The 8,912-nt window shown below is 70.8% G+C and carries 8 protein-coding genes and 2 tRNA genes; 6 read left to right on the forward strand and 4 right to left on the reverse strand.

Annotated features, from left to right (window positions below; genetic code table 11):
* Positions 1-539, reverse strand: a 539-nt coding sequence (locus HW577_RS14830) for a septal ring lytic transglycosylase RlpA family protein (RefSeq protein WP_332837721.1), incomplete at its 3' end; no start/stop codon positions are given.
* Entirely contained in the window at positions 536-1,564 is a 1,029-nt protein-coding gene (locus HW577_RS14835; RefSeq protein ID WP_198376931.1) for a lytic murein transglycosylase, read from the reverse strand. The genes HW577_RS14830 and HW577_RS14835, both read right to left, overlap by 4 nt.
* Positions 1,565-1,669: 105 nt before the next feature.
* Here HW577_RS14835 and HW577_RS14840 point away from each other — a divergent pair, with 105 nt between their 5' ends.
* Both HW577_RS14840 and HW577_RS14845 read left to right on the forward strand, forming a co-directional pair.
* Positions 1,670-3,070, forward strand: coding sequence for an MmgE/PrpD family protein (locus HW577_RS14840; RefSeq protein WP_198376932.1), 1,401 nt, complete (start codon positions 1,670-1,672; stop codon positions 3,068-3,070).
* A 15-nt stretch (positions 3,071-3,085) separates the two neighbouring features.
* Positions 3,086-3,175 (forward strand) — tRNA-Ser (locus tag HW577_RS14845).
* A 135-nt stretch (positions 3,176-3,310) separates the two neighbouring features.
* Here the strand turns inward: HW577_RS14845 and HW577_RS14850 are convergent.
* Positions 3,311-3,565, reverse strand: a complete 255-nt coding sequence (locus HW577_RS14850) for a hypothetical protein (RefSeq protein WP_198376933.1) — start codon at positions 3,563-3,565, stop codon at positions 3,311-3,313.
* Between the two features lie 428 nt (positions 3,566-3,993).
* On the opposite strand from HW577_RS14850, the gene HW577_RS14855 reads away from it, so the two are divergent.
* The 4 genes from HW577_RS14855 (at position 3,994) to HW577_RS14870 (ending at position 8,140) form a co-directional block, all read left to right on the forward strand.
* Positions 3,994-4,875, forward strand: coding sequence for a GGDEF domain-containing protein (locus tag HW577_RS14855; RefSeq protein WP_198376934.1), 882 nt, complete (start codon positions 3,994-3,996; stop codon positions 4,873-4,875).
* Positions 4,876-4,884: 9 nt separating this feature from the next.
* Complete coding sequence (locus HW577_RS14860) at positions 4,885-5,544, forward strand: DsbA family oxidoreductase (protein ID WP_198376935.1); 660 nt, start codon at positions 4,885-4,887, stop codon at positions 5,542-5,544.
* A gap of 61 nt (positions 5,545-5,605) precedes the next feature.
* Positions 5,606-5,681: transfer RNA gene (locus HW577_RS14865), tRNA-Val, on the forward strand.
* 371 nt (positions 5,682-6,052) lie between these two features.
* On the forward strand, positions 6,053-8,140 hold the full coding sequence (locus tag HW577_RS14870; RefSeq protein ID WP_198376936.1) for a methyl-accepting chemotaxis protein: 2,088 nt from the start codon (positions 6,053-6,055) through the stop codon (positions 8,138-8,140).
* A 79-nt stretch (positions 8,141-8,219) separates the two neighbouring features.
* Here the strand turns inward: HW577_RS14870 and HW577_RS14875 are convergent.
* The coding region (locus tag HW577_RS14875; RefSeq protein ID WP_419956589.1) for a hypothetical protein at positions 8,220-8,912 on the reverse strand (693 nt) is incomplete at its 5' end.

An 8,912-nucleotide genomic window follows, 5' to 3' on the forward strand; every position in this document is an offset into this window, starting at 1 on the left:
CCACGGGGCGCCCCGGGCGGCGGGGCAAGACTTTCCGCCGCGACCGCGGCGCGCGGCGCGGTCTCGATCGCCAGGCGCTCCACCGGCCGGCCGGGCGTCGCGTCGGACAAAGCGCGGCTGAGATCGCCATCGACCGCGACGCGCACCTGCGCGGCGCCGCCGGGAGGAACGCCCAGCAACTCCGCCGCGCGGTCCGACAGGCCGATGACGCGGCCGGGATTCACCGGCCCGCGGTCGTTCACCCGCAGCGTCAGCGCCCGCCCGTTCTCGAGATTGGTGACCGTGACGACGGCGGGCAGTTGCAGCGTGCGATGGGCGGCAAGCGCCCGGCCGCCGCTCCATCCCTCCCCGTTCGCGGTTGTCGCGCCGAAGCCGGCCGGACCGGGATGGCGGGCGGCGAGGCCGGTCTCGACCAGGGCAAAATCCTCGCGCGGATAGGACCAGACGCCGCCCATCCGATAGGGCTCGCCCACGAGGTAGCGTGGCCCCGCCCCGCCGCAGCCCGCGAGCAGCAGCAGGAGGAGAAGGGCGGCCTTCACCCCACCCGGTCCGACAGCAGGCCCACCGCCAGCCCGTAATTCACCGGGGAATTGTAGCGGCGGATGACGCGCAGATTGTGGTGGCCGAGGAAGACCTGCCCGCTGCCGCGGGAGGGCAGCACGATCGACGCTTCCGGCCCGTCGGTCGGCAGCGGCCCGCCATTGGCGTCACGGAAGCCCATGCGGGCGAAGTCGCGCAACGGGCGGCGTGTCTCGGTATCGGCGCCGGCCAGGCTGAAGCCCGGCGGCGGGCGGACCTCCCTGCCCCAAGGCTCGCCGTCGCGCCAGCCATTGCGGTTGAAGTAGTGGGCGATCGATCCGAGCGCGTCGGCGCGGCTTTCCCAGATGTCGCGCCGCCCATCGCCGTCGAAGTCGACGGCGAGGCGCTCGAAGTTGGAGGGCATGAATTGCGGCTGGCCCATCGCCCCGGCCCAGGAGCCGCGCATGCGGTCGGCGCGGATATGGCCTTCTTCGAGGATCTTCAGCGCGGCGAAGAGCTCGTTGCGGAAATAGGAGGCGCGGCGGCCTTCCCAGGCGAGGGTCGCCAGCGCCTCGACGACCCCGAAGCCGCCGGTGTTGCCGCCGAAATTTGTCTCGACGCCCCAGATCGCGACGATCACGCGGGGAGAGACGCGGTAGCGCTGTTCCACGCGCCGCAGCAGGTCGGTGTTCTCCGCATACATCCGCCGCCCATTCTGGACCCGGGTGGGGGAGAGCATGATTCGGTCGCGGTATTCCTCCCACTGCATCCCGCCTTCGGCCTGGCGGCGGTCGAGTTCGATGATGCGTTGGTTCGGCCGCACGCCGGCGAAGGCCGCATCGACCGTGCCAGGCGAGATACCGCGGCGCCGCGCCTCGGACTTCACCCCCTCGACGAAACGGTCGAAGGGCACGGAGGCGACGGATTCGAAGGCCGGGGCCTGGGCCGGCGCGGCGGCGCTGCCCGGCGAGGCTGACGGGCCGGTCGCGGAAGCCCCGCAGCCGGCGAGCGGCAGGGCGGCGAGGAGGGTGCGGCGCGTGATCATGCCGCCCAACTGCCACGCGGCCCGGGCAGAGGCAAACCTTACCTGCGCCGCTTGGCCACCGCGCGCGGAGTGCTACAAACCCGAAAGTTCCCGGAGGAAAAGTCCATGGCTGCCGTGACCCGCGACCTCGCCGCCTTCACCGCCGCGATCCGCTACGAAACCCTGCCGCCCGCGGTGCAGGAGCGGACGCGGTTCCTCGTCCTCGACCTGGTCGGCAACATGCTGCGCGGCCGGCACGATGCGGAAAGCACGGGGCCGCTGCTGACGGCGGTGCGGGCGCTCGGCCTCGCCGCGGGCTCGGCCGCGGTGTTCGGCGATTCGGCGCGCTACACTCCGGCGGGTGCTGCGCTGGTGAACGGCACCACGGCCCATTCACTCGATTTCGACGACACGCATGCGGCCGGCACGCTGCACCCGGGCGCGCCGGTGATCCCGGCGGCGCTGGCGGCGGCCGAGATGGTGGGCGCGGATGGGCGTACCGTGCTGGCGGCGATCGTCGCGGGCTATGAGGTGACCTGCCGGCTCGCGCTGTCACTGCCCGGCGGCGACCACTACGACCGCGGCTACCACCCGACCGCGACCTGCGGGGCCTTCGGTGCGGCAGCGGCGGCGGCGCGCGTCTTCGGGCTTTCGGCCGCACAGGTGGAGGATGCCTTCGGCATCGCGCTGTCCCAGGCCGCGGGCAGCCTGCAGTTCCTGGCCAATGGCGCCTGGACGAAGCGCTTCCAGGTGGGTTGGTCAGCGCTGAACGGGCTGACCGCCGCGTCGCTGGCGCGCGAGGGCTTCCGCGGGGCGGGCGAGGCGCTGGAAGGCCGCGCCGGCTTCCTGCGCGCCTATGCCCCGAACCCGAACCCGGCACGCGCCCTGCAGGGGCTCGGGACCGAGTGGGAGCTGATGGAGACGGCGGTAAAGCCCTATCCGTCCTGCCGCTACGGCCATGCGAATGTGGACGCGGCGCTGGCGCTGCGCGCGGAACTCGGCCTGAAGACCGAGGAGATCGAGAGCGTGACCATGGGCCTGCCCAACAAGGGCATGCTGCTGGTCGGCGCGCCGACGCAGTACAAGCAGAACCCGCAGAACGTCGTGGACGGGCAGTTCTCCGGCCCGTTCGTCGTGGCCTGCGCGCTGGCCCGTGGCCATTTCGGCTGGGACAGCTACGCCTGGCTGCAGGATGCCGACCTGCGCGGGCTGATGAAGAAGATCCTCCCCGTCGAAGACGCCGAGGTGGAGGCCGACTTCCCCACCTACATGTCGGGCAAGCTGACGGTGAAGGCGCGCGGCCAGACCTTCGTGAAGAAGGTCAACGTGCCCAAGGGCGAACCCGGCAACTTCCTGACCGAGGCCGAGCTGCGCGCGAAGTTCCATGGGCTGGCCGATTCCGTGCTGGGCGCGGAGCGCGCGAAGCAACTGGCGGATGCCGTGCTCTCGCTCGACCGTGCCGCCGATGTCCATGGCATGCTGCGCCTCGGCGCACCGATGATGGCGGCGCGCCTCGCCGGGGAGTGATCCCCGGCCCCTGCTGGACGGGTGGCCGAGCGGTTTAAGGCAGCGGTCTTGAAAACCGCCGTGGGTTCACGCCCACCGTGGGTTCGAATCCCACCCCGTCCGCCAGAATTCACCAGCGCTCACCGCGCCATGGCCGGCGGAGCGCTGCATCCACACATCGGTCCACATGTGCCTGAGGGCATGCGCGCCCTCATTCCGCCCAGCCAGGCCACCGCCTCTGCCGGGCGCGGTCGAGCGCGGCTATCGCGCCAGATCGCTGTCCGCCCCGATCACGGGGCGCAGCGATGCCTGGAGGCCGAGCAAGGCGGCGAGCAGTCGCGCTTCCCGGTCCAGGGCGTCGAGTTCCTGTTCGATGCCCGCCGCGACGTGGTCCCCGCTCTCTGCGGCGACGCAGTGGAGTTCGGCCCGCAGCGAGGCGACGCGTGCGTTCGAACGCCTGAGTTCGTCACGAAGTGCGGCCGCTCGGCCCGAGGTACACGCCTGTGCCCGCTTCATCCCCGCCCCATTGCGCCGTCGCGCCATTCCGTCGTCGAATTATCACGAAGTCGTGTCGGAACGGATAACAAGGACGCGGTCAGGCCGCAACGCCATACTTAATATCTTTCCTATATAATGAGGTTACGTATCGCCTCCTCTCGCGGACGCGTCTTCGTTGCGCCCCTCTCGCGCGCCACCGCTGATCATCGGAGACCGCCTGGACAATCCTGAGTGCGTGAACCGCCGACCGAGGAGGCCGGCGTCCTGCGCCGGAGGGCGCCGTCGAAGGAATTCGATCTCGGCCTGAGCAAGGCTTGCGAGGCAAGCGGAGCGCGAGATCTCGGGTGGCCTGCTCCGCGTACGGCTCCGGCTGGTGAAGCCGATGCCGACGCGCGATGCGTATCGCCATCAAGGCAAATTTAGTCCATTGATGTTACGATGTCGGCATGACGAGCTTGAGCGCCCTCCATCATGGCCTGCAGGGGACGGTGCTGCTGGTCATGCTCGCCGCGGCCGTCGTAGTGCTGCGCACGACCCTGCTCTGGCATCAGCGCCGATTCCGCTTCGGCCTGGCGCTGGCAGGCGCCGGCGTGATCCTCGCCGCGGCGGCGCCGCGCGCACTCGACCTGGCGTCGCAGGGCCCGCCGCCGGCCGATTGGCGCGGCTGGCTGTCCCTGTTTCCCGATGCCGCCCTGCCGATCGCAATTCTTCTTTTGATCCGCCTCCTCCGCCGCCAGGACGCCGCACGCGCCAGGGCCGCGCGCACGCGGCGGGTTAATCCGGCGACCGACCTGCCGAACCCACTCTACCTGCAGCCGCTGCTGTTGCCCGCCCTGGCGCGCTGCCGTCGAGACGGAACGCCAATGGTGCTTGTCGCGGCGACGCTCGACGGCCTGGAAGACATCGCCGCCCTGCATGGACCGGCAGCCGCCGATGCGATGCTGCGCGCGCTCGCGGATGCGCTGCGGGAGGCGACGCGCGCAGGGGACCTGACAGGTCACCTCACCCCGGACAGCCTGCTCGCCTGCCTGCCCGGTACCGGCCCACTTGCCGCGCGCGTCGTCGCCGAACGCCTTCGCGCCCGGGTCGCGACACGCCTGCCGCACCCCGCCATGGATGGCCGCCGCAGCACAGTGAGCCTCGCCATCTCCGAGGTCGGAGACGGCACCGCCCCCGCCGCGCTCGAGGAAGCGATGGCCGCGGCCAAAGCCGCTCTCGCCGCGGCACGCGCCAAGGGCGGCAACACACTCGAGGTGGCCCCCCCACCCCCGCCGCGCCGGCCACGCCCGTTGCCGCCCCCGGCAGACTCGGCCACGGCTCTGCGCTAACCTCACCGGGTGAACCTGCTCGTCCCGCCCCGCTCGCGCCTGCAGATCGAGGTCGTCTTCGACCTGGTCTGCCCCTGGTGCTACCTCGGCGCGCGCCGGCTGCGCCGTGCGCTGCGCGCGCGGCCGGACATCGTCGCCGACATCCACTGGCGCCCCTTCCTGCTCAATCCCGACATCCCTTCGGGCGGGTTGCCACGACACGAATTCCTGACACGAAAGTTCGGCGGCGAGGAACGCGCGCGCCGCCTGCACGCGACGATCGCCGAACTCGGCCTCGCCGAGGGCGTGCCGTTCCACTTCGAGCGGATCCGCCGCATGCCTTCGAGCCTGGACGCGCATCGCCTGGTGCGCTTCGCAAGCCGGGATGGGCTGGCGGAGCCGATGGTGGACGCGCTGTTCCACGCGCATTTCGCCGAGGGTGCGGACCTTGGCGACGATATCGCCCTCGTCGCGCTCGCGGCGCGCGTCGGCCTCGATCCGGCGCAGGCGAGACGCTTTCTGGAGTCAGGTGCGGAGGCCGACGCGGTGCATGCCGAGAACCTTCGCGCCCATCGCCTCGGCATCAACGGCGTGCCCTGCTTCGTGCTCGGCGGGCGCCACGCGATCGCCGGCGCGCAGGAACCGGAAGTGCTCGAACGGCTGATCGACGTCGCGATGGCCGAAGCCTGACCCGGGGGGCCTTGCGCACATGGCCGACCGCGTCTAATCAGGCGGCCCCTCAAGGGCCGGGGGGCGCATAGCTCAGTGGTATGAGCGCCTGCTTGACACGCAGGAGGTCCGTGGTTCGATCCCACGTGCGCCCACCATTTTCCTCCGGTCGCGGGCCCCACTCCCTTCAGCTATGCGAGTGTTTTCGCGAACGCCTTGAGCGCGCGATGATCATCCGCGCGCGCAGTCGCCGCAACGGACGCCTGGGCACTTCGCTCGCGCCGGGCACGTGGCGCCGGACTGCGGCGGCAGCGTCTTGGTTTTCCGTCGCAGGACATCCGGCCCCATCGTGCGATCGGGTCGGACACGGCTCGAGCGAGAATGGCACGCGCTTCACGACGCATCTGCGATCGTATCGTTGTTAGTGCGGCATTAGGGTGGAACATCACAAACTCGTTATGCCCAAAAAACATAACTGGGGCAGCGGGATGCACGCACGCACCCGCCGGCACGACATGGAGCCCTCGTGATGCTTCGCACCATCCGCAGCCGAGTTCTTGCCATGACCCTCGTCATGGCAAGCGTCCCGGCCGTCATCGCGGTCGCAGACCTGTCGTCCGCGATGAAGCAGGGCCACGCGGCACGGCTCGCCGCGCAGGGCAACACCGTGCGCAGCGGTGTTGCCGTCGGGACGCTGGAACTCTCGCTGGAGCGAAGCGCGAGCCAGGTCGCGCTGGGGCTCCTGGACCCGATTCCCGCGCGGTTCCGAACACTGATCGACACGCAGCGCCAGGTCGCCGACGCCGCGCTCGATTCGGCGCGCCGAACGGCGACCGAACTCCCGACGACAGACGCCCTCACCAGGTTCATGCGCGACTTCGATGCCGCGCGCACACGCCTCGCCGGATTGCGTCAGGACGTGGACAGGCTCGTCACCGTGCCGTTGGCGGATCGCAACCTGGGGCGCGTCGCTTCCATCCCCGGCGAGATCAAGGAGGTTGTCAGCGAGCTGCAGCGGCTGCGCATCCTCCTGCGCTCCGATCTCGCCGCCACAAGCAGCGAGATCGCGCGCCTCGAGGCGATCCAGGATCGCTCCTGGGAGTGGCGGGAGTTCAGCGGGCGGGAACGGACCCACTTCGCCCTCGCCCTTGCGAACCGCGCCGCCATCTCCGAGGGCGTCCGGGCGGAGATGGCGCAGAACCATGGGCGTGCCGAAAACGCGCGCCATGTCGTCCTGCTGTCGCTCGAATCCGCGACCGTGCCCGACGCCACGAAGCGCCTGATCCGGACCGCGAGCGAACGCTTCGACGGTCCCTACCGCAGGCTTCGCGAAGCCCTGCTGTCCGACGCGGTGGATGCCCGGAAGGTTGACTTCGACGCCTTCTTCGTCGCCTCGGCCGAGGCACTCGGCGCGGTGGATGAGGCCGTCCGCAGCGCCGGCACGGCGCTCGACGCGGCCTGGGCGGCGCAGGTCTCGGCGGCGCAGAGCACCGTGGTCATCAATGTCTGCATCATCGTCGCGCTCCTCGCGATCAGCGTCGCGATGCTCGTCCTCCTGCTGCGTGGCACCTTGAACCGTTTCGACCGGCTGCGAACCGCCATGGAATCGCTGGCGAGCGGCGCGCTATCCACGGACGTGCCCCATCTCCATTCGCGTGACGAGGTTGGCCAGATGGCGGGGACCGTGGCGGTCTTCCGCGCCGCCATGCAGGAACGCGCCAAGCTCGAGCACGAAGCCACGGAGGCGGCGCTCGCGAACGAGGCGCAGCGTCGCGACGCGCGGCAGAGGCTGGCCGATACCTTCGAGAGCAATGTCGGTGGCGTCGCGCGCCAAGTGATCGAGGCAGGCCAGGCCCTGCGCGAGGCTGCAGGGCAATTGTCCGCATCGGCCGACCGCACGCGCAGCTCCGCCGTCTCGGCCTCCGGCGCGGCGCGCGACGCGAACAGCAGCGTCCAGGACATCGCCCAGCCGGCCGAACAACTCGCGCAGGCCATCAGTGACATCGCCGCGCGGGTGAGCGAAGCGGGCAGCGTCACCTCCCGCGCCGTTGAGAGTGCGAGAGCGACCGACGCGACGGTCCAGGGGCTGGCGGAAGGGGCGCGCCGCATCGAGGACGTCGCGCGCATGATCGGCGGCATCGCCGGCCAGACGAACCTTCTCGCGCTGAATGCCACCATCGAGGCGGCACGGGCGGGTGATGCCGGGAAGGGCTTCGCGGTGGTCGCCGGGGAGGTGAAGGCCCTCGCCAGCCAGACGACCCAGGCCACCGAGGACATCTCCCGACAGATCGTCGCCGTCCAGGAGGAAACCGCACGCGCCGTGGAGGCGATCCGCGACATCGGCCAGACGATCCAGGAGATTGCGCGCATCGCCAACGCCATCGACGCTGCCGTCCAGGACCAGGACGCGGCGACGCGCCGGATCGCGGCGGCGGTTCAGGAGGCGGCGCGGGCGGCGGGGTCGGTCACCGCCGACGTCGACCGGGCCACCTCGGATGTCGGCGAGACGGTCGGCGCGGTCGGCAGCGTCGAACTCGCCGCGGCAGATCTGCTCCGTCACGGCGCCACGTTGAACGCGGCGCTGGACTCCCTGACAACGGAATTGCGGGCCGCGTGAACCTGTGGTCCCGCGGCGCGGCTTCGTCCCCCGCGGCGGGTCCGGCGCGGGACACGCCGGGCCGCCGTGGTGGCTAGGTTCAGAAGCGGTAGCGGAAGCCCAGAACGAAGCTGTTCGCGCCTTCATAGACGCCGTTGTACGTCCCGAAGATGCCGCTGCGGTGCATGTAGCGGAATGCCAGCTCGTATTGCGGGTAGTCCGGCAGCGCGACCGTGATCTCGGGCGAGAAGAAGTTCAGCCAGTTGGACTGGTTCGGCTCGGGGCGCAAATCCGTGCCGCGCTCGACACGCGGCAGGCGCGTCACGTAGTCCGGGCCCATCGAGAGGCCGAAGGTCGTGTAGACGTAGTCGGTCCAGGGGAAGCCATCGTAGCGCAGATAGGCGGCGCCCCAGAACTCGCCGCCTTCCGTGTCGCCGAAGCGATAGGCCGCACCTGCCTCAAGATCGACCATGAAAAAGCGCCAGAAGCGCCCAAGCCGGTACTGCACTGCGCCGCCCAGCAGCGTGTCGTCGCCCCAGGACCCCGTCCAGGGTGCGACGACGAGGTCGCGCAGCTTTCCGTCCGCGACCGACGATCCGACGAACAACGTGCCCGACCAGCGCCGTGAATCGGCCAGCGCGCGTGCCCGGTCCCCCGGCGACAGGCCCGAAAGGTCAGGCGTCGCGATCGTCGTCGCGGCGGGCGCGGCGACAGTCATCGGCCCGGGCACGGGCGCGGGCTCGGATGCCGGAGCGGCGGCGGCCGCTGGCGCGACCTGCGCGCGCGGCACGGT

This window comes from Neoroseomonas rubea, assembly GCF_016106015.1.
In the GTDB taxonomy this organism is placed as follows: Bacteria; Pseudomonadota; Alphaproteobacteria; order Acetobacterales; family Acetobacteraceae; genus Neoroseomonas; species Neoroseomonas rubea.

Excerpts from the sequence above, each read along its gene's own strand:
- HW577_RS14835 (WP_198376931.1), bottom strand. The coding sequence starts at position 1,564 with ATGATCACGCGCCGCACCCTCCTCGCCGCCCTGCCGCTCGCCGGCTGC.
- HW577_RS14840 (WP_198376932.1), top strand. The coding sequence starts at position 1,670 with ATGGCTGCCGTGACCCGCGACCTCGCCGCCTTCACCGCCGCGATCCGC.
- HW577_RS14850 (WP_198376933.1), bottom strand. The coding sequence starts at position 3,565 with ATGAAGCGGGCACAGGCGTGTACCTCGGGCCGAGCGGCCGCACTTCGT.
- HW577_RS14855 (WP_198376934.1), top strand. The coding sequence starts at position 3,994 with ATGACGAGCTTGAGCGCCCTCCATCATGGCCTGCAGGGGACGGTGCTG.
- HW577_RS14870 (WP_198376936.1), top strand. The coding sequence starts at position 6,053 with ATGCTTCGCACCATCCGCAGCCGAGTTCTTGCCATGACCCTCGTCATG.